This window comes from Sphingobium sp. AS12, from assembly GCF_019097845.1.
In the GTDB taxonomy this organism is placed as follows: Bacteria; Pseudomonadota; Alphaproteobacteria; order Sphingomonadales; family Sphingomonadaceae; genus Sphingobium.
In genome coordinates this window covers 1-22,625 of the sequence record NZ_JAHRGM010000085.1, presented here as the reverse complement: position 1 = coordinate 22,625, position 22,625 = coordinate 1, and the positions used below count along the sequence as shown (strand labels likewise).

At 62.2% G+C, this 22,625-nt stretch carries 25 protein-coding genes and 1 pseudogene; 12 read left to right on the top strand and 14 right to left on the bottom strand.

The genetic code is table 11. From position 1 onward, the window contains the following. The first annotated feature begins 50 nt into the window (after positions 1–50). The 4 genes from KRZ98_RS22275 to KRZ98_RS22260 all read left to right on the top strand — a co-directional run bounded on the left by KRZ98_RS22275 (position 51) and on the right by KRZ98_RS22260 (position 1,888). A complete protein-coding gene (locus tag KRZ98_RS22275) occupies positions 51–542 on the top strand; it encodes a helix-turn-helix transcriptional regulator (protein ID WP_217675379.1) in 492 nt (163 codons plus the stop codon). Between the two features lie 64 nt (positions 543–606). Next, positions 607–954, top strand: a complete 348-nt coding sequence (locus KRZ98_RS22270; RefSeq protein ID WP_006955377.1) for a hypothetical protein — start codon at positions 607–609, stop codon at positions 952–954. Positions 955–1,044: 90 nt separating this feature from the next. Beyond that, positions 1,045–1,437 carry a hypothetical protein gene (locus KRZ98_RS22265; RefSeq protein ID WP_217675378.1) on the top strand — a complete coding sequence of 131 codons (393 nt, stop codon included), beginning with the start codon at positions 1,045–1,047 and terminating at the stop codon, positions 1,435–1,437. Then, complete coding sequence (locus KRZ98_RS22260) at positions 1,415–1,888, top strand: ArsR family transcriptional regulator (RefSeq protein ID WP_217675377.1); 474 nt, start codon at positions 1,415–1,417, stop codon at positions 1,886–1,888. The genes KRZ98_RS22265 and KRZ98_RS22260 overlap by 23 nt, the downstream gene beginning before the upstream one ends. On the opposite strand, the gene KRZ98_RS22255 is transcribed toward KRZ98_RS22260, so the two are convergent. The 4 genes from KRZ98_RS22255 to KRZ98_RS22240 all read right to left on the bottom strand — a co-directional run bounded on the left by KRZ98_RS22255 (position 1,885) and on the right by KRZ98_RS22240 (position 6,229). Beyond that, positions 1,885–3,192: a sensor histidine kinase gene (locus KRZ98_RS22255; RefSeq protein WP_368389862.1), complete on the bottom strand. Its 1,308-nt coding sequence runs from the start codon at positions 3,190–3,192 to the stop codon at positions 1,885–1,887. The genes KRZ98_RS22260 and KRZ98_RS22255 overlap by 4 nt on opposite strands. Further along, positions 3,189–3,938, bottom strand: a complete 750-nt coding sequence (locus KRZ98_RS22250; protein ID WP_217675510.1) for a response regulator — start codon at positions 3,936–3,938, stop codon at positions 3,189–3,191. The genes KRZ98_RS22255 and KRZ98_RS22250 overlap by 4 nt, the downstream gene beginning before the upstream one ends. Before the next feature lie 45 nt (positions 3,939–3,983). Then, complete coding sequence (locus tag KRZ98_RS22245; RefSeq protein WP_217675376.1) at positions 3,984–4,904, bottom strand: intradiol ring-cleavage dioxygenase; 921 nt, start codon at positions 4,902–4,904, stop codon at positions 3,984–3,986. Positions 4,905–4,999: 95 nt separating this feature from the next. After that, a complete protein-coding gene (locus tag KRZ98_RS22240; RefSeq protein WP_217675375.1) occupies positions 5,000–6,229 on the bottom strand; it encodes an MFS transporter in 1,230 nt (409 codons plus the stop codon). A gap of 196 nt (positions 6,230–6,425) precedes the next feature. On the opposite strand from KRZ98_RS22240, the gene KRZ98_RS22235 reads away from it, so the two are divergent. Both KRZ98_RS22235 and KRZ98_RS22230 read left to right on the top strand, forming a co-directional pair. Continuing rightward, on the top strand, positions 6,426–7,751 hold the full coding sequence (locus KRZ98_RS22235) for a NupC/NupG family nucleoside CNT transporter (RefSeq protein ID WP_217675374.1): 1,326 nt from the start codon (positions 6,426–6,428) through the stop codon (positions 7,749–7,751). 159 nt (positions 7,752–7,910) lie between these two features. Next, complete coding sequence (locus KRZ98_RS22230; protein WP_217675373.1) at positions 7,911–8,957, top strand: DUF1176 domain-containing protein; 1,047 nt, start codon at positions 7,911–7,913, stop codon at positions 8,955–8,957. A 152-nt stretch (positions 8,958–9,109) separates the two neighbouring features. On the opposite strand, the gene KRZ98_RS22225 is transcribed toward KRZ98_RS22230, so the two are convergent. The 4 genes from KRZ98_RS22225 to gluQRS form a co-directional block, all read right to left on the bottom strand. Beyond that, positions 9,110–9,958, bottom strand: coding sequence for a GGDEF domain-containing protein (locus KRZ98_RS22225; RefSeq protein WP_217675372.1), 849 nt, complete (start codon positions 9,956–9,958; stop codon positions 9,110–9,112). A gap of 125 nt (positions 9,959–10,083) precedes the next feature. Next, a complete protein-coding gene (locus KRZ98_RS22220; protein ID WP_217675371.1) occupies positions 10,084–10,653 on the bottom strand; it encodes a cob(I)yrinic acid a,c-diamide adenosyltransferase in 570 nt (189 codons plus the stop codon). Positions 10,654–10,658: 5 nt separating this feature from the next. Next, positions 10,659–10,895, bottom strand: coding sequence for a twin transmembrane helix small protein (locus tag KRZ98_RS22215; RefSeq protein WP_119744769.1), 237 nt, complete (start codon positions 10,893–10,895; stop codon positions 10,659–10,661). A gap of 9 nt (positions 10,896–10,904) precedes the next feature. Next, on the bottom strand, positions 10,905–11,858 hold the full coding sequence (gluQRS, locus tag KRZ98_RS22210; protein WP_217675370.1) for a tRNA glutamyl-Q(34) synthetase GluQRS: 954 nt from the start codon (positions 11,856–11,858) through the stop codon (positions 10,905–10,907). A 94-nt stretch (positions 11,859–11,952) separates the two neighbouring features. Between gluQRS and KRZ98_RS22205 the strand changes: the two genes are divergently transcribed. Continuing rightward, entirely contained in the window at positions 11,953–12,519 is a 567-nt protein-coding gene (locus tag KRZ98_RS22205; RefSeq protein WP_119744765.1) for an HNH endonuclease, read from the top strand. Next, positions 12,516–12,782, top strand: coding sequence for a hypothetical protein (locus KRZ98_RS22200; protein ID WP_217675369.1), 267 nt, complete (start codon positions 12,516–12,518; stop codon positions 12,780–12,782). Before KRZ98_RS22205 ends, KRZ98_RS22200 begins: the two co-directional genes overlap by 4 nt. A 21-nt stretch (positions 12,783–12,803) precedes the next feature. On the opposite strand, the gene KRZ98_RS22195 is transcribed toward KRZ98_RS22200, so the two are convergent. Next, positions 12,804–13,538, bottom strand: a complete 735-nt coding sequence (locus KRZ98_RS22195; RefSeq protein ID WP_217675368.1) for a Crp/Fnr family transcriptional regulator — start codon at positions 13,536–13,538, stop codon at positions 12,804–12,806. Between the two features lie 184 nt (positions 13,539–13,722). On the opposite strand from KRZ98_RS22195, the gene murA reads away from it, so the two are divergent. After that, positions 13,723–15,006: a UDP-N-acetylglucosamine 1-carboxyvinyltransferase gene (gene murA / locus KRZ98_RS22190; protein ID WP_217675367.1), complete on the top strand. Its 1,284-nt coding sequence runs from the start codon at positions 13,723–13,725 to the stop codon at positions 15,004–15,006. Beyond that, positions 14,999–16,525, top strand: a complete 1,527-nt coding sequence (locus tag KRZ98_RS22185; protein WP_217675366.1) for a PAS domain-containing protein — start codon at positions 14,999–15,001, stop codon at positions 16,523–16,525. The genes murA and KRZ98_RS22185 overlap by 8 nt, the downstream gene beginning before the upstream one ends. Here KRZ98_RS22185 and KRZ98_RS22180 read toward each other — a convergent pair. Then, entirely contained in the window at positions 16,473–16,907 is a 435-nt protein-coding gene (locus tag KRZ98_RS22180) for a response regulator (RefSeq protein ID WP_217675365.1), read from the bottom strand. The genes KRZ98_RS22185 and KRZ98_RS22180 overlap by 53 nt on opposite strands. Before the next feature lie 97 nt (positions 16,908–17,004). Next, entirely contained in the window at positions 17,005–17,232 is a 228-nt protein-coding gene (locus tag KRZ98_RS22175) for a DUF2188 domain-containing protein (RefSeq protein ID WP_217675509.1), read from the bottom strand. Between the two features lie 96 nt (positions 17,233–17,328). On the opposite strand from KRZ98_RS22175, the gene KRZ98_RS22170 reads away from it, so the two are divergent. After that, positions 17,329–18,954: a recombinase family protein gene (locus KRZ98_RS22170; protein WP_217675364.1), complete on the top strand. Its 1,626-nt coding sequence runs from the start codon at positions 17,329–17,331 to the stop codon at positions 18,952–18,954. A gap of 350 nt (positions 18,955–19,304) precedes the next feature. On the opposite strand, the gene KRZ98_RS24705 is transcribed toward KRZ98_RS22170, so the two are convergent. Then, positions 19,305–19,526: a hypothetical protein gene (locus KRZ98_RS24705; protein WP_368389865.1), complete on the bottom strand. Its 222-nt coding sequence runs from the start codon at positions 19,524–19,526 to the stop codon at positions 19,305–19,307. On the opposite strand from KRZ98_RS24705, the gene KRZ98_RS22165 reads away from it, so the two are divergent. After that, complete coding sequence (locus tag KRZ98_RS22165; protein ID WP_368389864.1) at positions 19,443–20,786, top strand: hypothetical protein; 1,344 nt, start codon at positions 19,443–19,445, stop codon at positions 20,784–20,786. The genes KRZ98_RS24705 and KRZ98_RS22165 overlap by 84 nt on opposite strands. 151 nt (positions 20,787–20,937) lie before the next feature. On the opposite strand, the gene KRZ98_RS22160 is transcribed toward KRZ98_RS22165, so the two are convergent. Further along, complete coding sequence (locus KRZ98_RS22160) at positions 20,938–22,515, bottom strand: restriction endonuclease subunit S (RefSeq protein ID WP_217675362.1); 1,578 nt, start codon at positions 22,513–22,515, stop codon at positions 20,938–20,940. Beyond that, positions 22,515–22,625, bottom strand: a pseudogene (locus KRZ98_RS22155) (IS5/IS1182 family transposase); the annotation flags it as partial. The pseudogene KRZ98_RS22155 and the gene KRZ98_RS22160, both read right to left, overlap by 1 nt.

The following is a 22,625-nucleotide window of genomic DNA, read 5'->3' as shown; positions in this document are numbered from 1 at the left end:
CGCCTTTGGTTCGTTCTTAGGCAAAGAGCCCATGCAGGAGGAGCGATGGAGTGGCGGACACCCTGCCAGCCTTGAGCGAGGGGGAAAAGCAGTGCCTGCGGCTGGTGTCGCAGGGCTTCAATTCCAAGGAAATCGCGCGGCAGCTCCACGTCTCGGAGCATACGGTGGATCAGCGCGTCCGCACCAGTTTGCGCAAGTTCGGCGTGCCGTCCCGCAAGGAAGCCGCGCGCCTGTTCGTTTCGTTCGATCAACCACAGGCCCAAAGTGGCACATATCAGCCTTTGATACATCAAACGCAGCGGCTTGCCTCCGATGCCTGTCCTGCGTCATCCATCGCTCAGCCGGACAGGCCGGATGAGCAGACGGAACGCAAAACGCTCCTGCGCCGCATCCTCGCCTTCGGCCCGCCGCTAGGGGGATCGATCAATGAACTGAGTATCGATGGCCGCATATTGGCGATGATCCGCGCCGCCGTACTGACCGGCGTTGGTGTCGTCACTCTGCTGCTGCTTATCGCCGGGGCCTTCAAGGCGCTGGCCTGATCCTTCCTACATTGCCACGCTGACAACGCACCGCCTGCATGGCGTCGTGCGAAGGAGATGACTTGTGCTTAATCTTGATCCCGCAAAGACCCAGGCCGTCGCCGATCAGACCAAGCAGGCTTTTGCCGCGCTGGACGTCGCGCTCGTCGACACTGCGCAGCTGACCACCGCCTTTCTCGCCGCTGCCCAGGATTCCGGCCTTACCGCCGCTGAAAGCCAGCGCATCATCCTGCGCATCCATGAAAGCGCGACCAAGATTATCGAAGGGCGCAGCGACATGATCCGCGCGACAGCGCTGCTGACCCGCTGTATCGAACAAAGCCAACATGCCGTCACGGCCTTTGGATGCCCGTTGGGGATGGACGCGCCCGTGCAGGACGATGTGCAGCGCCACCTGACCCTGGTCGCCTGACCAGGTGGAGCCGTCGGCATTGGGTAAACGTTTGAATTCTCCCCCCTCTCAACCGGTGATCAAATGCTGGCGGCTTCTTTTTGGCTTCTGATGCTTTTAACCTGCGCTTTTGCGCTGGCGTTTGGCGGGCGGGACGGGCGACGCTTCGTCGTCATCTCGGTGGCAGCGGTGCTGTTCACCATTCCCGCCCAACTCGCCGGATCGTGGCAGGCGACGCAATATTGGCTGATGACGGTCGATTTGCTGACCTTTGTCGCGCTGTTGTGGCTGATGCTGCAAAGCCGCCGTTACTGGCCGGTCTGGGTCTCCGCCTGCCAGCTGATGACGCTGCTGTCCCATGTGGCGACGCTGCTGCTTCAGAGCTTTTCCGACCGCATCTATGAAGGGCTGAACACGGTCTGGATCATCCCGCTGATGCTCTTCACCATCATTGGCATCGAACTTGATCGAAAGTCGCTCCATGACCGCGCATATCCCGCCTGAGAGCATTGTCCCCAGCCAGGAAGCGGCCGACCTCATCGTCGCGCTGCAACGCTGCCTCAGCAATGTGCACGCGCGGCAGGAGGATGCAGCGGTTCTGGATGGCGATGGCGGTGGTCAGCTCGCCGCACTCGCACGTTATATCGAAGCGCGACGGGCGCGTGCCACCTTGCTTGGCCAAAATCTGTTCAGCGATCCTGCCTGGGACATGCTGCTGCTCCTCTATCAGGCGGGGCTGGAGGGACGGGCGCTGACGCTGGAGCAGCTGAGCGAAAAATCGCGCCTGTCGATGAGCGTCATCGTCGGCCAGGTCGGTGTGCTGGAGCGGCGCGGCCTGCTGGACGAACATCAAACATCCCCCAACAGCCGCCGCCGCCGCGCAATCTGCCTCTCGCCGCTGGCGGTCGATGCCATGTCCTCCTGGTTCTCGCTTGCTTTTGTGGCAGACGTCTAGCGATCAAGCGGCACCGCCAGCGACGCGCGCAGTCCGCCCCCGGCGCGATTGGCGAAGTCCAGCCGCCCGCCATGGCTTTCCGCAATTGACCGGGCGATCGACAGGCCCAGCCCCACGCCCCCCGTCTCGCGGTTGCGTGATGCTTCGCCGCGATAAAATGGCTCGCACAGCCGCTCGATCGTCGCCTCCGGCACGCCCGGCCCGTCATCCTCCACCGCCACGCTGACCTGCCCGGCCGCAACCGTCAGGCTGATCCGCGCTGCCCCGCCATAACGCACGGCATTGTCGACCAGATTGCCGATGCAGCGGCGCAGCGTCCCGGCGTCGCCGCGCACCACGGCCCGCGCGCTATGCGTCACCGCGACATCCTGCCCCATATCCGCCAGATCGTCGGCCAGCGTCTCGACAATCGCGCTCAGGTCGATCCGCACCCGCGCCGCGCCATCGCCTTGCCCCCGCATGAAATCGAGCATGTCGGTCACCATCGCCCGCATTTCCTGCACATCCGCCTGTGCCTTCATGCGCGGCCCGTCGGGCAGCGCCTCCAGCCGGAACGACAGCCGCGTCATCGGCGTGCGCAGGTCATGGGCGATCGCCACCAGCATGGCGGTGCGTTCGTTGAGATAATCGGCAATCCGCGCGCGCAGCTGATTATAGGCGGCGCCCACCGCGCGCACTTCGGGCGGCCCGGTCAGCGGCAACGGATCGGCGCGTTCGGGCCGCTCGCGCGCGGCTCCTTCGGCCAGCAGGCGGATCGGCTGGGCAATGCGCCGCGCCACCCAATAAGCGGGCAGCAGCAGCAGGATGAAGATCCCTGCCATCAGGGACAGGGTGATCGCATACCAGCGCGTATTGGCTCCCTGCCGCGCCTGCACGACGCTCCAGCCATCGGTGGTGCGCCAGGCGAGCAGGAAGGCGCGATGCAGCTCCATCCGTTCCTGCCCCTGACTCGGCAATAGGCCCGGTTCTGGCATCCGCATCGGCGGCCGTTCGCGCAGCAGCCGGACGTCGGCGGGGGGCAGCATCAGCAACGCGGCGATCCGGGCGGCGCCGCGCGGATCGATCTCCTGCGCCTGCTCGGCATCGGGCGCACGGTCGGATAGGTAGCGGGTCACGCTCCACGTACCAGCGGGCGGCGCACCGCCGCGCAGCAGTTCCGCCGCTTCGTTCAGGCTCATCGGGCGGCTGTGCGGCGGCGGGCCGCGAAAGGTCACCAGCATCATCGCGCCCAATGCCAGCAGCAGTGTCGCGGCGACAAGCAGCACGATCCGCGTCAGGATCGACGGATTGAAGCGCGCCTTCACACCGGGCGCACCTCGGCCGTAAACATATAGCCTTCGTTGCGGATGGTGCGGACCAGCTCGTCGGCACCATCGCTGCGCGCCCCCCGCTCCAGCTTGCGGCGCAGGCGGCTCACCTGCACGTCGATCGCCCGGTCATAACTGTCGCTGTCATTGCCCGCCGAATAATCGAGCAACTGGTCGCGGCTCAGCACCCGGCGGGGATGCTCGATAAAGGCGCGCAGCAGACGGAACTCGCCATCGGTCAGGGTGACGACGACATTGTCGGGATCGGTCAGCAGCCGCGCGCCCATATCGACCAGCCACCCGGCAAAGCGCAGCCGCTTGCCCGACGGGTCGCACGAATCGCGCATCTGCGCCGCCTGCCGCCGGTGCCGCCGCAACACGGTGCGGATGCGCGCCAGCAATTCGCGCGGATTGCATGGCTTAGGCAGATAATCCTCCGCCCCCATTTCTAGCCCGACGATCCGGTCGATGTCGCTGCCGATTGCCGACAGCATGATGACCGGCAGCCCGCCGCGCGCGGCCAGCCGCCGCAGGATCGACAGCCCGTCCTCGCCCGGCATCATCACGTCCAGCACGGCAATGTCGAAATCCTGGGTCGCCAGCGCCCGGTCCATCGCCGCGCCATCCGCCACGGCAGTCACGGCAAAGCCATGTTGCTCTAGAAAGTCAGACAGCAGCGCGCGAATGTCCGCGTCATCGTCGACCACCAATATGCGCGAACCATCCATCGTGACGGCCAGCATATCGGCACAATGGCCCGCCTGCAAAGTCATCCGCGCGCTTTCCTGTCAGATCGCCAGCCCGACCGTCACCGTGCCTGTATAGCCATTGGTGATGTCGCCGGTCATCACCGGGGTCATCGCCGTCACCTGCGCGCTCGTATTGTCGCCGAACACATTGTCGCTGCTGGTCGACACATTGGCGAAATTGCTGCGGCTGCTGGCATAGGCGCTGGTCGCATAGACGGTGGAGCAGGCCGCGCTGGGCATCGCAAATTGCGACGTCAGCACCCGGTTGGCATAGCTGGTCGCCCGCGCCAGGCTCGGATAGACCTCGAAATGGATATGCGGGAAGCGCCCGTCATAACAGCCGGGGAAGATGCTGGTGAAGGTCACCTGGCCGTTGGCGTCGGTCACGCCCACGCCGCGCAGATAATTTTCGCCCGGCACGGTATAGAGGGAATAGAGGCCATCGACCGTGCAGTGCCAGATATAGACGGCATAGCCTGCCAGCGGCGCGCAGCTGCCATTGACGTTCACGACGGTGAGGGTCAGCTGCATGTAGAGGCCCGACGCGGTACCGCTCGACGACCCGAAGCTGGACCTTATGTCGGTCCGCACGATACCCGTATCGTCCAGCACATTGACCACGCTGCCACTGACACTGTTGGAACCATCTGCGGGGTAGGGGCCGTTCGTTTCGGTCGGGTCGGCGATACAGCTGCCCGTGGTCCCGCCGGTGGACGATGATGTCGACGACGTGCTGCTTGATGACGTCGAACTGGTGCTGCTGGTCGAACTGCTGGTGGTGCCGCTGCTTGTGCCGGACGATGATCCGCCACCGCCGCACGCGGTTATGATCGCGCCGCCACCCGCTGCAAATAGCAATTGCAGCGTCCGCCGCCGCCCCACTGCCTGCCGGGCCTGCGCGCGTATCTGTTCCAGATCATGTTCCAGGCCATGGTCATGTGCGTCGCCATCCTCGGTCATCTCTACCCTTTCCGTCTCTTGTTAAGACCCTCAAGGATGTGGACTAGGCGGCGATTATCTCCCCGTGATTGCGCAATGTAGCGGCTTTGTAGCGTTCAGTTCCGTGCGAAGGCGGGGCGGGGCAGGGTGGCCAGCGTCACACTGCTCCCCGCCATCAGCGCGATCGTCAGCCACAGGAACGGGCCATAGCCCCCCGTCGCATCGAACAAGGCCGACGCGCCCAGCGGCCCGGTCGCGGTGCCGACCGACAGCGCCATCAACAGCCCGCCATACAGGCCGCCAAAAGTCTTGAGGCCAAAATGCTGGGTGGTCAGATAGACGATCACATCGACTTCCGCCCCCAGCGTCAGCCCGACCATCGCCGCCGCCGCCGCCTGCGCCATCCAGCTATCGCCGCCCGTCAGCAGCAACAGGCATCCGATCGCGGGCAGCAGGAACACGGTTGCCCCAACCATCGACGCGCGAAACCGGTCGAGCAGCAGCCCGGTCGCCAGCCGCCCGATCACAGAAAACAGCCCGACCAGCGCCGCCGTGCCAGCCGCCGCCATCGGGCTGACGCCCCTGCTGGTCAGGATCGGCACGAAATGGACGACCAGAGCGATGATGGTGAAGGTGAAGAGCAGGCTGGCCAGCAGCAGCCGGTGATAGATGGATGATCGCAGCCCTTCGCCCAATGTCACCCCGGTCAGCACCGGCCGCTCCGCCATGGCGTCCTTGCCACGCCGGTCATGCGCTCCGCGAAAGAAGAGGAAGATCATGGGGAAAGCAATCGCGACCCAGATCGCGGCCTGAATCGGCACCGCCGTCCGCCAGCCATGATGGGCGATCAGCCAACTGCCCAGCAACGGAAAGACCGCCACTGCCAGCGATGCGCCGCACAGGGTCACCGCAAAGGCCAGCCCGCGCGACGCGGCAAAGCGGGTCGCCACCGCGCTGGTCCACACCGTCGCCTGCACCGGCAGCGTCGCCAGAGCCAGCAGGCTCCACAGCATCAGCCATTGCGTCTTATCGCCGCTCGCCGTCCCCAGCATCGCAAAGGCGCCACAAGTCAGCAGCACCCCCACCAGCCCGAATGGCCGCGGCCCCAGCCGGTCAACCATCAGCCCGATCGGCACGGAGAACAGCGCCTGCACCAAAGTCGCCAGCGTCAGGCCAATGGTGGTCTGCGTCCGCGACCAGCCGAACGACTGGCTGATCGGCTCGATATAGGGACCAAGCCCGTAAATATGGATGACGCTGGTGGCATAGCCCAGCCCCGCCGCAATCGGCAGCACCGGCGCCCGCCGCCATTCCGCCCCGGCCGTCAAAGCCCCCGCCTGCGTCATCCCGCTCTCCTCACCCGATTCTGTCTTACCCTCAACCTAGCGCGTCCGATCAAAAAAGCGAGAGCATCTCATTTATATCATAGGAATGACCGGGCATGTCACGCATCCCTAAACTCAGACTCGCCATGCCCGCGCGCCGCTCATATAGTCGCGCAACATCCTTCCCGCGCCACCACTCTCCCCGCGAAAGCCTTTCATGCATCTTCTCATCGGTCTTGCGGGCATCTTGCTCATCCTTGCCATCGCCATTGCCCTGTCGTCCGACCGCCGCGCCATCCGGCTGCGGGTCGTGGGCGCGGCATTCCTGTTGCAGGCGGGCATCGCCCTGCTGGTTCTCTACGTTCCCGCCGGCCGCGCGGTCATTGCGGGCATGTCGAAGGGGGTCGCCAATCTGCTCGGCTATGCGCAGGCGGGCACCAATTTCATTTTCGGCCCGCTCGCCAGTCCTGAAATCGGCGGGGCCAGCTTTGCCATCGCCGCGCTGCCGGTCATCATCTTCTTCGCCAGCCTGGTGTCGATCCTCTATTATCTGGGCGTCATGCAGTTCATCGTCCGGTGGGTCGGCGGCGCGATCGAGGCGGTGACGGGCGTGTCGAAGGTCGAAAGCCTGTGCGCCGCCGCCAATATCTTCGTCGGGCAAAGCGAAAGCCCGCTCGTCATCCGCCCCTATCTGGCGGGCCTTACCCCGCCACAGCTGTTCACCGTGATGACCAGCGGCATGGCCGGGGTCGCGGGCACCATCCTTGCCGCCTATGCCTCGATGGGGATCAAGATCGATTATCTCCTCGCCGCCAGCTTCATGGCTGCGCCCGGCGGGCTGCTGATGGCCAAGATCATGATGCCCGACACGCGCCTGCCGGTGCAGGGCGAATTGCCGCTGGGCGATGATCCCGACATTCACCTGCCCGAAGCGCGGATCAGCGGCGCAGGGCCAGCCGCGCTGCTGCCCGAAGGGACGCCGGGCGAACCCATGCCGGTCGCCAGCCATGACGAGGAAAAGCCCGCCAACATCATCATGGCCGCCGCGCAAGGCGCGCAGACCGGCGTGAAGCTGGCCGTCGCGGTCGGCGCGATGGTGCTGGCCTTCGTCGCGCTGGTCGCGCTGGCGAACGGCATTTTGGGCGGCATTGGCGGCGTGTTCGGTTATCCCACGCTCAGCTTCCAGCAACTGCTGGGCTATGTCTTTTCGCCGGTCATGTATCTGCTCAATATCCCATGGGAGGAAGCGCAGGTCGCAGGCGGCCTGTTCGGCACCAAGGTCGTGCTGAACGAATTTGTCGCCTATATCAATCTGGGGCAGGTGCAGGGCAGCCTGTCCCCCGCCAGCATTGCCATCGTCACCTTCGCGCTGTGCGGTTTCGCCAATTTCAGCTCGATCGCGATCCAGATGGCGGTGACCGGCAACCTGGCCCCCAACCAGCGCCCGATGATCGCCAAGCTTGGCCTGAAAGCGCTGGTCGCGGGCAGCCTCGCCAACCTCATGAGCGCCGCGCTGGCCGGGCTGATGCTCAGCTTGCGCTGACACGCCCCGTGTTCCCGCGCAGGCGGGAACCCAGTCCCGCCCTTGAACTGGATTCCCGCCTGCGCGGGAACACCCTGTTTCCAAACGCCAGTGGACTGTCCGAACGGTCACGCAACGAGACTCTATCGCTCCCCGGGCAAATATATTATGGTTAAACCCATGGGGGCAAACAGACTTTTTGCGGCCGCGCTGGCGGTCACGCTGGGATCGGCTACGGCCATGGCGCAGGCACCAAAGCCGGGGGCGCTGGAGACCTATAAGGACTGGACCATCGGCTGCGACAATCGCAACCGGTGCGAGGCGGTCGCGCTGCTCCCCGAAGGCGGTGACCCGCCTGACATCCCGCTGATGATCGGCATTGCCCGCGCCGCCGGACCCGATGCCCAAGCCGAAGTCTGGATCAGCCGCGAGGGCAAGGGTCAGGCCGACGTCACCCTGTCCGTCGATGGCCGCAAAATCGCCAGCGCCATCGCCCGCGACGGCGAAGCCACGATCCGCGGGCCACAGGCCTCCGCCCTCGCCATCGCTATGGCGCGCGGCTCCACCATGGAAGTGCGCGCGGGTGCCAAACTCTATGGTCGCCCCTCGCTAGCCGGGGCAGGCGCGGCGCTGCGCTATATGGACGCGCGGCAGGGCAGGGCAGGCACTACCACCGCACTGGTCGCGACCGGCGCGCTTGGCCCGACAGCGGTAAAGCCCGTGCCGGCAGCCCCCGCCATCCGCCGCGCGCTCATCCCCGCCGGTCCAGCGCCCGCCGCCCTGTGGCGCGAGGAACTGACCGCGCTCGGCAAATATACCGGCTGCACCGACGAAATGCGCAGCGATCAGACCCCGGACCTGCACCGCCTGTCCAAGACCGAAACGCTCATCCTCGTCCCCTGCGGATCGGGCGCCTATAATTTCTCGTCCGTGCCGGTCATCGCCACCGGCGTGCCGGGCCGCCGCGCCTTCCGCTTCGCCGCCTTCGATTTCAAGCCGGGCTGGAGCGAGGAAGCGGGCCACCCGATGTTGGTCAATGTCGGCTGGACCCCGGAAAAATCCCGGCTGGACAGTTTCGCCAAGGGGCGGGGGCTGGGCGATTGCGGCGGCAGCGAAGCCTATGTCTGGGACGGCCAGCGCTTCCGCCTGATCGAGGCGACCAGCATGGGCGAATGTCGCGGCGCCTGGCACTGGATTACCACCTGGACCGCCCGCGTCGTCGAGTAAGCAGGCGACAATCCTTCCATTACCATCGGAATTTCCCAAACCCGTTCGCCCTGAGCTTGTCCGAAGGGCTGTCTTTCTTCTGCGCAAGGCAGGACAAGGCTTCGACAGGCTCAGCCCGAACGGGTTTGGGGGGAGAGGGGGATAGCCTCTCCTCACACCATCTGTACCGCCGCCGCAGCCCGACAAATCCGGTCGCGTCCCGATTGCTTGGCCTCATAGAGCGCCGTGTCTGCCGCAGCGATTGCGCCATCCACCGCGTCCCCGGTCCAGCGGCACACCCCGGCGGAAAAGCCGATCGGGCGACCATGAATCCGGCCGATCGGTTCCTGCCGCATCTGGCTGGCGATCCGCGACAGCGACCAGCAGGCTTCGTCCTCCGCCGCGCCATGGAAGAAGATCACAAATTCCTCGCCACCCCAGCGCGCGACCTTGTCGACGCGGCGCAACTGCGCGGACAGGCGATCGGCAAAGGCGGCCAGCACCCGGTCGCCCTCATCATGGCCCAGCTGATCGTTCACCTGCTTGAAATGGTCGATGTCGATGATGGCGACACAACCCCGGCGTTGGTCCTTGGACAGGGCATCGATCTGCGCCAGAAAGCCGCGCCGGTTGGCAATGCCGGTCAGCGGGTCCTCATGCGCCGCGACCTGCAGGTCGTCGATCTGCGCCCGCGCCGTGCTGGCGGCGCGATGCACCCCGGCATAGAGCGTCTGGATCACATCGCCCATTTCGGGCAGCGCGGTCTCCGCCTTGCGATTCAGCGTCTCTGCCAGCGCATGAATGGGATTGAGCAGCGCGCCGATGCCAATGAGGGCGATTGCCGTGCCGAAGAGCGTCATCAGCGTCAGCAGGACAAATTCGGTCAGCGCGATCCGCCCGGTCGCCAGCCCCCAACTGCTATAGCCCAGCAGCGGCAAATGGGTGGCAATGAAGCAGAGCGTGAAAAGACGCAGGCGCAGCGAGCGCGGGAAGATGAAAGATGTCGCGAGATAGAAATGCATGGACAGCCCCGTAATTGCGAATGGGCCGCAAAGTCGGGGGGCGAGCTAAATGGATTCCAAAGAAACAGGGTTAATTTGGCCAAGCGGGACGAGCCGTGCCATAGCTGAGTCAGATGGCGGCGCGATCAGCGCGATGCGCCTGGCACCCATTTGACATCGGCCGCGCCATTATCATTCACCCGCCGCGCCAGCACGAACAGCAGGTCGGACAGGCGGTTGAGATAGGCCAGCGCTTGGCGGTTGAGCGCAACCTCGACCGCCGCAGCGGTCGCGCTGCGCTCGGCCCGCCGTGTAATCGCACGGGCCAGATGGATGGCGGCAGCGGCGGGCGATCCACCGGGCAGGATGAAGCTGTCGAGCGGGGCCAGATCGGCATTCATCGCATCGATCTGATCCTCCAGCCGCTTCACCTGGGTCGCGATGATTCGCAGCGCCCATGGCTCGTCCGCCCCATCGGGGATCGGCGTCGCCAGGTCAGCGCCCAGATCGAACAGATCATTCTGGATCGTCGTCAGCCACGCGGCTTCGGGCCTATTACCCATCGCGATAATTGCCAGGCCAATCGCGCTATTCGCCTCGTCGACATCGCCCACCGCCTGCATCCGCGGCGCGTGTTTGGGCAGGCGCGATCCATCGACAAGACCGGTCGTCCCCGCGTCCCCGGTGCGGGTGTAGATCTTGTTCAGCTTGACCATGGGAGTCAGCTATTACCCTTGGCGAGGAGCATGATGGCAACGATGATGATCGCACCGGCCTGAAACAGCACGCGGTTCAGCATCATCTTGTTCTGCTTGAGCCGCGACGGGCCGGGACCGCTGCCTTCCGGCGCGTTCAGTTCTTCCTTGGTGACCTGAAGGAAGCTGATGATGCCACGGATCAGAGCAAACAAGGTTGCGGCCATGGCAAGGGCGAGGGCGATGACAAGGACGGTATTCATAAGATGGTTCTAGGCGCTTGCCAGCCTGATGCCAACCGGAAAGCGCCTGTCCCTTAGGTCAGCGACCAGGCGCGCCGGGTCCATCCCCTGCGCCCGCACATCCGCCAGCGCAATCGACCCGCTCCGCTTAGCCAGTCGCCTGCCATCCGCGTCCACCAGCAAGGGATGATGGATATAGGCTGGGGAGGGGAGGCCCAGCAGAGCCTGCAACAACCGGTGAATATCGGTCGCGCCCAGCAGATCGTCGCCGCGCAGCACATGACTCACCCCCATCGCCGCATCGTCCAGCGTGCAGGACAGGTGATAACTCGCCGGCGCATCCTTGCGCGCCAGCACCACGTCGCCATGAGTGAGCGGGTGGGCAGTGTGCAACGCCTCTCCCTCCACCCCGTCATCCCCGCGAAAACGGGGACCCATCTCCCAACCTTGCACCTTGCTTTGCGGGGGGAAGGGTGATGCCCGCCATTCCACCACCCCAACCCGCGCCACCGCCTGCCCCATATCGATCCGCCACGCATGAGCGTCTCCTGCGCTGATCCGCCGCGCTCGCTCATCCGCGCTCAATCCCCGGCATGTCCCCGGATATACCGCCCCATCCGGCCCATGCGGCGCGCTGGCGCTGGCGGCAATATCGGCCCGCGTGCAGAAACAGGGATAAAGCAGCCCCATGCCGCGCAACCGCTCCAGCGCCGCGTCATACTGCGCCAGCCGCTGCGACTGGAAAACGACCTCGCCGTCCCAGCCTATCCCCAGCCAGGCCAAATCCTCCATGATCCCGGCAACATGCTCCGCCCGGCTGCGGGTGCCGTCAATATCCTCGATCCGCAGCCTGAACGCGCCGCCCGCCGCCCGCGCCATGTCATGCGCCAGCAGCGCCGACCAGGCATGGCCGACATGCAGCCGCCCGGTGGGGCTGGGGGCAAAGCGGGTCACCATATGCTGTGGTGCGACGGATGATGTCATACAGGCTCTTGACGGGCGATATTGGTTGATGCTGTCATGCGGATGTCATGTTGCTGATGGATCAGCAGCGTCGGCAAGGGGGTAGAGGCTTTCTATGTACCATCCCGACCTTATACGGCACCCGGAGAATTGTCCGGCACTGGTTTTGAACGCTGATTACACGCCGCTCAGCTATTATCCGCTGAGCCTGTGGCCGTGGCAGACCGCGATCAAGGCGGTTTTTCTCGACCGGGTCGACATCATCGCCTCCTATGCGCGGCAGGTGCACAGCCCCAGCCTGGACATGAAAATCCCCTCGGTCATCGCGCTCAAACATTATGTGAAGCCGTCCGAACATCCCGCCTTCACGCGCTTCAACCTGTTCCTGCGCGATAAATTCAGCTGCCAATATTGCGGCAGCACCAGCGATTTGACTTTCGACCATGTCGTCCCCCGCCGGGCGGGCGGTCGCACCACATGGGAAAATGTCGCGACCGCCTGTTCGCCCTGCAACCTCAAAAAAGGTGGGCGCACCCCCAAGCAGGCGGGGATGCAGCTCCACGTCCAGCCGATCCGCCCGACCAGCTGGCATTTGCAGGAGCATGGCCGCGCTTTCCCGCCCGGCTATCTGCACGAAAGCTGGCACGACTGGCTCTATTGGGACGTCGAGTTGCTGGCGTGAGGCTGGTGCTGGCGCTGCTGCTTCTGACGCCCGCACCCCTCGCCGCGCAGGAGGATCATTCGGGGCTCACCCGCGCCAAATATGTCCGCAACTGCCTGATGTGCCACAGCGCCGCCGCACCGGAGGGGGTGTCGCCCGCCATATTGACCGGCCTCTATCCCAAACCCGGTCTCCAGCCCGCCGCCGCCATGCCCGGCCTTACCTGCTGGCGCCGCTGCACCCGCTGCTTCGCGCCCGATCGCCCACCGCCTTCATCGCGCTAGGCGGGAGCAAACAAGCGAACCTCAGCCCACCGGCAACCAGTCCAGATCCATATCCTTGTGCCGGTTGGTATAATGGCCAATCTCCTCCAGCCGCGCCATCTGGTGCAGCGTGATGCGGCCGTTAGAGCGGCTGATCAGCCCCTCCTGCTCCATCTGACGGATCATGCGGTTCACATGCACCGATGTCAGGCCGATCGAATCGCCGATCTCCTCCTGCGTCAGCTTCAGGTCGAAACTGTCGATGACGCCGTCGTCGGTCACCCGCAGCCGGTCGAACATGTCGAGCAGGAAGGACGCCACCCGCGCCTTGGCCGATGTCCGGCCCAGCGACGCCAGCCGGTCGGTCATCGCCACCCGCTCCGCATTGGACAGCAGGAACAGCAAAGCCGCAACTCGCGGATATTCCTCCAGCAACCTCCGCAGCGCGTGTTTGTCGAACGGGCACACCACCACGTCGGTCAGCGCGACCAGCGATTCGGGCGCCTTGCTGTAAATGGTGCTGGCCGATCCGATAAAGTCGCCGGGGAAATAGACGCGCAAGATCTGGCGGCTGCCATCGGGCAGGATGACAAAGCTCATCACCCGGCCTTCGCGCAAAACGAACAATTCGGTCACGACATCATTGACCCGCTGGATCATTGCGCCACGCTTTACCTTGCGCGGATTTTCCTCCAGCCGAGCAAGGGCCGCCTTTTCCGCGTCGGACAGCGGCACATGCTTGGCCAGCCTTTCTGCGAAACAACTTGTTACCACCAATAAACCTCTTAAAAATTCTCGTTACGATGGCAAAACGCCCCACGCGCCTTTTGGCTGCATTTTGGTTGGCCGCACTAAACTCGATCAAGATCGCAGCATTTGTTTCGGCTGTTACAATCCGGCGCGACAAATCGCCCGCTGCCCGCCTTGCACGGCGCGCGTTTGCCGCTATTAACCCTGACCAATGGACCGCATCATCATCCGCGGCGGCAAAGCGCTCAATGGCCGCCTTCCCATCTCCGGCGCGAAAAATGCAGCGTTGACGCTGTTGCCCTGCGCCTTGCTGACTGACGAGCCGGTGACGTTGCGCAATCTGCCGCGCCTCGCCGACGTCGACAGTTTCGGTCATCTGCTCAACCAGCTGGGCGTATCGACCATGATCGAGGGGGCAAGGCCGGAGGATTTCGGCCGGGTCATGACGATGCGGGCCGGGCGCGTCACCTCGACCGAAGCCCCCTATGACATCGTGCGCAAGATGCGCGCCTCGATCCTGGTGCTTGGTCCCTTGCTGGCCCGTGCGGGCGAAGCGCGGGTGTCGCTGCCGGGCGGCTGCGCCATCGGCAACCGCCCGATCGACCTGCATTTGAAGGCACTCGAAGCTTTCGGCGCGATCATCGAGATTGCCGCAGGCTATGTCCGTGCCAGCCTGCCCGATGGCGGCCTGCCAGGTGGGATTTATACCTTCCCGGTGGTCTCGGTCGGCGCGACGGAAAATGCGCTGATGGCCGCCGTGCTGGCCAAGGGCACCTGCATCCTGGAAAATGCCGCGCGCGAGCCCGAAATCGTCGACCTGTGCCGCCTGTTGCAGGCCATGGGCGCAGACATTGAAGGCGTCGGCACCGACAAGCTCATCATCCACGGCCGTGAACGCCTCCACGGCGCGACCTATCGCGTCATGCCCGACCGGATCGAGGCGGGCAGCTATGCCTGCGCCGCTGCGATCACCGGCGGGTCGCTCGACCTGATCGGCGCCAATGGCGAAGATATGCACGCGATCATCGCCGCGCTGCGCGACGCAGGGGTTCAGGTGGACGTTCACAAGGATGGCATCCGCGTCTCCTCCGACGGCAAATTGAAGCCGCTCACCCTCTCGACCGCGCCTTTCCCGGCCTTCCCGACCGACATGCAGGCGCAATTCATGGCGATGCTGACCATGGCGGACGGCGCATCGGTGCTGACCGAAACCATCTTCGAAAATCGCTACATGCATGTGCCTGAACTGGCGCGCATGGGCGCGGACATCGCCGTCAACGGCCGCACCGCCGTCGTGCGCGGGGTCGACAGGCTGGTCGGTGCGCCGGTGATGGCAACCGACCTGCGCGCCTCGATGAGCCTCATCCTGGCGGGCCTGGCTGCCGAAGGCGAAACCCAGGTCAATCGTGTTTATCATCTCGATCGCGGTTACGAACGGCTGGAGGAAAAACTCTCCGCCGTCGGTGCCGATATCGAGCGGGCCAGTGATGGCTGACGGAATCGGTCTGGAAACGGATCGCAGGGCGCTTCTGGCGCTCTATGATCTGGATGCCGGCGGTTTTCGTCATCTGGACGAGATTACCGCCTTCGCCTCCACCCTGTGTGATGCGCCCATTGCCCTTGTCAGCATAGTCGAAGAGGCGCGCCAGCGCTTCCTTGCCCGCACGGGCCTTGATGCTGAAGAAACCCCGCGCGACGTGTCCTTCTGCGCGCTGGCGATGCTGGGGGACGATATTTTCGTCGTGCCGGATGCGTGCAACGATCCGCGCTTTGCCGACAACCCCCTGGTCACCGGCCCGCCGCATATCCGCTTCTACGCCGGCGCGCCGCTGGTCGATGGCGCGGGTGTGCCGCTTGGCGCGCTGTGCGTCATCGATACGCAACCGCGTGCCGACCTGACCTCGATGCAGCGGCAGGGGCTGACCCTGCTGGCGCGGCAAGTGATGGTAGAACTGGAGGGCCGTCGCCGCGATCGCGATGTCATCGCCCGCCAACGGCAGGACGCCGCCGCCATCGCCGACAGCGACCGCATGTTCCGCACGCTGGCCGACACTATGCCGCAAATGGTCTGGTCGACCCTGCCCGACGGCTATCATGACTATTATAATGCGCGCTGGTATGAATATACCGGCGTCCCGGAGGGATCGACCGATGGCGAGGGATGGAACGATATGTTTCATCCCGACGATCAGGAGCGCGCCTGGGGCCGCTGGCGCAACTCGCTGGAAACCGGCGAGCCTTATGAGATTGAATATCGCTTGCGCCACCATAGCGGCGATTATCGCTGGACGCTGGGCCGCGCCCTGCCGATCCGCGACGGGGCTGGCAATATCCTTCGCTGGATCGGCACCTGCACCGAAATCCACGAACAGAAATTGATGATGGAAGAGCGCGAGATGATCGCGCATGAACTGTCCCACCGGATCAAGAATATCTTTTCGGTGATCGCAGGCCTCATCGGCCTGTCGGCGCGCCAGCACCCGGAAATCAGCGATGTCGCCGACGATTTGCGCGATCGCATCCTGGCGCTGGGCCGCGCCCATGATTTCGTGCGGCCCCACAGCGCTGAATCCGCGCCGCAGGTCGGCCACGGGCAGGGGCTGCTCTGGGGCATATTGGAACAGATTTTCGCGCCCTATAAAGCGCAGGATGGTTCGCGCATCGCGCTTTCGGGCGACAATGTCGCGATTGACGATCGCTCGGCGACGCCGTTGGCCTTGCTGTTCCACGAGCTGGCGACCAACGCGGCCAAATATGGCGCGCTATCGACGCCAGAGGGCAGGATTGCCCTTCATATCACCCGCGAAGGGCCAGACGTCCGCATCGATTGGCGTGAACAGGGCGGACCGGTGGTTCAGCCGACCCACGCCGATGGCTTTGGCAGCCGCCTCATCACGCTCAGCGTAGAACGGCAACTGGGCGGACGGATCGTGCGGGACTGGTCTGCCGACGGGCTGAAACTCAGCCTCTGGATTCCAGTCCGCTCGATGAGCCGTGCGGCAGGAAAGGAATAAAGCCCGCAATATCGGCGGCGTGCAATTCGGGTTCATCCTCCGCCGCCAATTGTAGCGCGGCGGAAATGCTCTGCGCGCGAAACGGCTTGGTGATGACGCCCAGCGCCGCGACCGAAGCCGCGCCAATCTGCGAAGGGTTGGCGGTGACATAAATGACGCGGATGCCATAGCGGCTGGCCAATTCCATGCCGATCGTCGGCCCTGTCGGCCCATCGCGCAGGTTCAGGTCAACCAGCGCAATGTCGCAGGAGTCCGCGCAGGCCAGCGCAGCCTCGCGGTCAGCGGCGATCGCGCTGACGTCGAATCCCGTCTCCTCGACAATCTGTTCAATTTCCAGAGCGACGAAAATCTCGTCCTCGACTATCAATACTTTCTTGCTCATCCTTGGCCTGCTTGGTTCAGAGCAACGAAATGCCCGGTTGGCCGACCGGTTCCCTTGATCGCATAAGAATCCTTGGTCGATAGACCAAAGAACAGGGTCAATCTTGCACGCTGCTCCACACAGTCTCGAAATTCGTGGCGTCCTTCATCAACAGGACGGACGCGGGATAGCCGCCTTCGCTGGCCTTGCGCGCCGTATCCGTTGCGCTCTCGACCGCTGCCGCCTGGGTGTCGAACGGGCCATAATAGCTGTTGTTCAGATTGATCTTCCACACGCCCTCATGGGCCAGGACGATGTAACGGGCGTGGGGCAGTGTAGCGGGCATGGTCATAGAACATCTGTGTTATAATGGTGCCAGTGCCATTAGAGCATTGCGTTAAGGTTTTAACGATAGCACTCGCTGAAAAGGAAGGACTTTTCGGTGGACGCGCTCCTATATATTCGCTGGTCGAGCCAAGAGCAAAATAAGGGTGACAGCCATCGGCGACAACTCCTTCTCGGCGAAAAGGCAGCGAAACTTCGTGGATGGAGTATCCGAGAAACTTTAATCGAAGATGGCAGATCAGCCTATCATGGGCGCAATCGCGACGTAGGCGGTAAACTTGCTGAGATCGAAGAGCGGTCACGGCTCGGCACCCTCGATGGGTGGGTGCTGCTGGTCGAACAATTGGATCGCCTCAGTCGTCAACAGCCGCTCCAAACACTCAATTTGATAACCAGCCTCACCGGGGCGGGTGTCACAATCTTCGAAACGTCAACTGGCCGCAAGTGGGATAACGAAAGCGTTCGGTCAAGTTGGACCGACCTATTGGAAGCGTTTATCCGGGCAGGTCTGGCATTTGACGAAAGCGATAAGAAGAGCAAGCGGATCAAGAGCGCATGGGAAGCAACGCGGGAGCGTGGTGCGACGAAGGAGGGGGATGCTGATCCACGGATTATGCCGGGATGGATGAAAGTTGTTGATGGCAGATACAGTGTAATCGACGCGCGTGCCGATTGGATCAAGTCAATATTTCGATGGTGTATCGAAGGCGTGTCACTGATGGGGATCGCCCGCCGATTGAATGCCGATCCCAAGTCGCGCTGGACGGCGGGAAGCTGGGCCGCACCCAATATCAGCCAGCTTATCAAGGCTAGAAATGTGCTGGGCGAATATTTACCACAGACGAAGGATGAGAGTGGAAAGCGCGTGCCGGTGGGGGATTGGACGAAGTGTTACCCCGCCATAATCGATGAACCCACATGGCAGGCCGCACAGGCAGCGTTGGGGCGTCGTGCCAGCGCAAGCCCAAGTTCACGAAACCGGCGGATCAATATTCTGGCTGGAGTGGCCGTGTGCGGTGCCTGCTTTGGCCCGCTGTTTCTGGGCACCAATACGAAAAGCGCCCGAAGGCTTCTTTGTCGAAATCGACATCAAAATTCTGGCTGCCATGCACGCACCACCTATCATTATCCAAACCTTGAACGGGGTGTGCTGGACCATGTGCTTTATATAGCGTTGCCGGAAACGGCGGGACTGGAGAGCCAGGCGGGCGTCATCACCAGCCTTGAGCTTTCTTTACAGGAGCGTGTAGGCCGCTTGGGGAAACTGGTAGATAGCTTCTCGCGAACCGGCAGCGCCGCAATGGAGCGGGGCATCCTATCACTCGAACGCGAAATTGCTGTCGGGCAGGAGGAACTTGCCCGATTACGCCGGAAGGAGAAGGAGGAGGTCAATCGGCCAGCGCCCACGGAATTGATGAAGCGCGCCGCCGAACTGCGTGGGCGGATGAACGATGATGACAGTCGATCGCACATGAACCAGTTGCTTCGGGCCTTGGTCAGTTCAATCGTCATGGATCCGACCAATATGGAAGCAACAGTCATTCTCCTTGGCGGCATTGCGGCTATCAAGCTGGACAAGCATGGAAATAAAATTGCCGAGGCTGACGCCAAGGCCATGCTGCTCGATCCCGAAGGCCGATCACAGACACTGACCGCCACAATTGGAACCGACATCGGTTATCGCGTGATGCTGGATCAATGGGAAGCGCGCACCGTCACTTAGCACCCGTCGGGTCGGGGCACTGTCATTGCCCTTGCGTGCGTCACTGAGGGGCCGCGCGCGCCGTGGGCTATCCATGTGCTAGCTTCTAGTAGGTCGGGCGCTCGTGACCCTATTAGGGGGCAAATCATTTGCTGGCCGGAAATTGGCGAATGGAACAGGTTGACGCGACCCACCATCGGCGCTTGATCGAATAGCCTCACAGCAGGAGGCACGACGATGCGGCAGGTTTTCAAGGATAGAGACGGGCGATTGTTGGGCTGGTCTGACCGCGCCGGGGCAAGAACCACTGGTCGCGATCAAAACGGCAGGATGGTGGGCTGGTATGATATAGTGCGAAACGAAACGCGCGATCAGGACGGCAGGCTCGTCGGCCATGGCGATTTACTGGCGGCGCTAATATCGTCAGCGACCTGAAACTGACCGGAGAACGGATGGGCTTTGTTTTCTACGATACGGAAACGACCGGCACGCACACCAGCTTCGATCAAATCCTCCAGTTCGCCGCCATCCGCACGGACGATGATCTGAACGAACTTGATAGCTTCGAAATCCGATGCCGCCTGATGCCGCATATCGTCCCGTCCCCCGGCGCGCTGTGTGTGACGCGGATGAGCATCGAGCAGATTACCAACCCCGTGCTTCCCAGCCATTACGAAATGATATGCGAAATCCGCGCGAAGATGGCGGCATGGTCGCCGAGCATCTTCACCGGCTGGAATACCCTTGGGTTTGACGAGCATCTACTGCGACAGGCGCTATACCAGTCGCTACATTCTCCCTATCTGACCAATACGGGCGGCAACAGCCGGATCGATATTTTGAAGATCGCGCAAGCCGCATCGGTCTTGGTGCCGAACGCTATCATTGTGCCGATCGGCGACAAGGGAAAGCCGACGTTCAAGCTGGATCGGCTGGCCCCGGCAAACGGCTTCGACCATTCGAATGCCCATGATGCGTTGGCCGATGTTGAAGCCACCATCCATGTGTGCCGTATTATCCGGGACAAAGCGCCGGGCCTTTGGGCAGATGCTGTGCGCCTGTCGGAGAAGGCATCGGCGGCAGCTTTTCTGGATGCGGAGCCGTGCTTCATCCTCACCGAAAGCTTCTATAACCTCCCCTACCAATTCGCGCTGACCAAGATCGGCCACGAGCCCGACAACGCGGGCACCGTGCTTGCCCTGAACCTTGCCATCGACATCGACCAACTTCGCGCCATGTCCGACGAAGCACTCGCCGCCCGGCTTGCTCGCTCGCCGAAGCCTGTCCGGCGCATTCGCACGAACGCAACGCCCACCCTGCAATCCTTGTCCGAATATGGCCGTTTCGATGGCGTGGCGGCGGGCGACCTGCTGGAACGCGCATATCGGATACAGGCCGATACGGAGTTCTGTGCGCGGTTAATTCGCCTGTCCGCCAAGCCGAAATGGCCCGCATCGGAATTTGTCGAAGAGCAAATCTATTCTGGTTTTGTCGGGCGCGCCGATGAAGGCCGGATGGCTGCGTTCCATCGTGCCGCTTGGGAAGATCGCCCAGCGATAGTCGATGGGTTTGGCGATGTTCGATTGGTCGCGTTGGGTCGCCGACTGATTTATGAGCATCGGCCTGACCTGCTGTCGTCAGACATTCATACGAGGTTCGCCGTAAAAATGGCGCGTCGCATGACCGGCGAAGGATATGAACGAACGGCGTGGACCACGATCGCCGCCGCTCACACCGAAGCTCTGGCGCGCTTGGATCAGGGCAACGCTGATGAAGCAGCTATTCTCGCTGGCGTCCTGAAATATCTTGCGGCCAAACTGCCTGGCACAGGCTCGTTGGGCGCGCGGCGCTAATCCAGCGCCCGGCAACGCCCCGCTCTAACCCGCTACGGGCCAGCCCCGCCCGGAGCGCAGCCAGACAGGCCATAAATCAAGATATGCACTCGTGACGCTCGCAACGCAATCATTGACGTATCGCGAATGCGCGGCCGACGCGCTAACATGCTTAGGCTGGCTCCAGCGCATTGTGCAGCACGGCTTCCAGCAATCGGGAGCGGGATTGTTCGCCCTTTGTGATGCTGGCTTCGAGTTGATCGCAAAGCGCCATCAGTTCACCGACCTTTGCGACGATGCGGCTTTGTTCAGCCAGAGGTGGGACGGCTACATCAATATCTCGTAATGTGCCCATCGATAGGCTTGGCTGAGCAGTTGTTTTAACGTGTTTAAATATTTCAGCACGACCAACTGGCGAATTAAAGAATAACACCAAATACTTTAAGTTCATTAGGCTGTCGCAGCCTTCGAATAGCTCGGCTTTGGCAACATTTGGTGCAAGGTGCCAACGCCTATTTGGGTTGATTAACGCCACATCCCCAATCCCCGCGCCAATGAATGTGATGAGCAAGCAAGGCTTCGTAACAGAACTTCTTTCAAGAATTTTTGAGGATTTAATCGGTAAATATTTAAGATTTTTTTCCTCAATATTCCATGGCCGCACATTTTGTGCGCGGATGACAGGAACATCTCCATAATCTTTTAAATCGAAATACTTAGTATATTCAAATCCAGCAAGTTTGGTTATGAAAAACAACTCGTTGCATGATGACCATTGCCAATTATCCGGCAAATTCGTCTCTGTTCGAATTGAAATAGAATTTGTTATCGGCGTGTTGGATTTTAATTTTTTCGTTGCAAGTAACTTGTGCTTTGCTTGGCTGATTTTTTTAATGAGCTCCCCGGCTGGCTCCTCGCTCGGGCTCTGCTTCACCAGCATGCCGCGCACAGCGAGGTTTAGGATGGTTTCGCGCAGGTGCTTGATTTGATCGGCACGGGTCGTCAGTGGGGTGAGGTTGGCTAGAGCGAATCGAACATCAGCCGCGAAGGTTTCAGGGTCGGGGGTATTGAGGCGAGATACAGTGGACAATGCGAATGTGTCGCGGGCGGCCTCGCGATCTATCCGCGCCAACTCAAGCTGATCGCACAGCGACATCAATTCGTTAAATTTGTCGACGATCCGCTGCTGCTCGATGAGAGGAGGTATCAATACAATATGGTTCAGAAATGGCCCACGATTGATATGCGTCATCACCAAGCCGTGAGCATGCTCACTTTCTCCCATTTCACGAATTGCATTGCGCAGTAGGATTAGAAGAAAGGCTTTGTGGGTTAGCCCCTCGGCGGGAATGGTACGAAAGATGTGTTGGTTGAGCACGCCTTCGCCACGGTTCCACAGGAAAGCATCCAACGTAGCTGACCATGAAACCAAAATATCGCCATTGCGGACAATGACTTCGTCCGGATAACTTCCAGACGCGTAGTTGAACTCTTTAGTTGTGTCAGTAAGGTTCTGAATACGGATGATCGGGATACCTGTGTTCTTCCAATCCGCAGGTTTGAAAGCCAAGCCATTGATATACAGACCCGTATCGTTGATCCGTGCGGCAACCCATCCTCGGGGCAAATCCTTGCCCACTTCGCCTTGCTCTACCGGTTCGGTGGACTTCCACCTCATCCTTACTGCGGTTTCAGCATCCTGCTTTAGTTTAATGCGGACTTCTTCGAGACTTCTAAGGCCTGTGGACATTAGCGCATAGCGATTTTCAAGGCCGCGAGATTGATCATAGCGCGGTAGCTCTCGTCAGTTTTTTCGTACCGGGTAGCGATCCGGCGGAATGTTTTGAGGCTGCAGAAAAA